Here is a 328-nt window from a genome sequence, read left to right as displayed (position 1 = left end):
GAAATGGCCGATGTGACCATGGCGCCCGCTGCGGACATGTTTGAGATGGGCGTGAAGCTTCAGGTTGTTAAGCGTGGAACGTTATTCCCGATGCGCGCAAACAAACTCTATGAGATCTACACGCGTTACGATTCAATCGAAGCCATTCCTATTGCTGAGCGCGAGAAGCTAGAGAAACAAGTTTTCCGCTCGACGCTAGATGACATTTGGGCCGGTACTGTGGCTCACTTTAATGAGCGAGATCCTAAACAAATCGAGCGTGCTGAAGGTAACCCTAAGCGTAAAATGGCGCTTATATTCCGTTGGTACTTAGGCTTATCAAGCCGCT

The 328-nt window shown here is 49.4% G+C and carries 1 pseudogene; it reads left to right on the top strand.

The features are described from left to right. A pseudogene (locus tag ACP45E_RS02510) lies at positions 1 to 328 on the top strand (2-nitropropane dioxygenase); the annotation flags it as partial.

The sequence above is a fragment of the Vibrio genomosp. F10 str. 9ZD137 genome (genome assembly GCF_049974785.1).
GTDB lineage: Bacteria > Pseudomonadota > Gammaproteobacteria > Enterobacterales > Vibrionaceae > Vibrio.
Note: the sequence above shows the minus strand (reverse complement) of the source record. Positions and strands in the feature narration are given on the sequence as shown.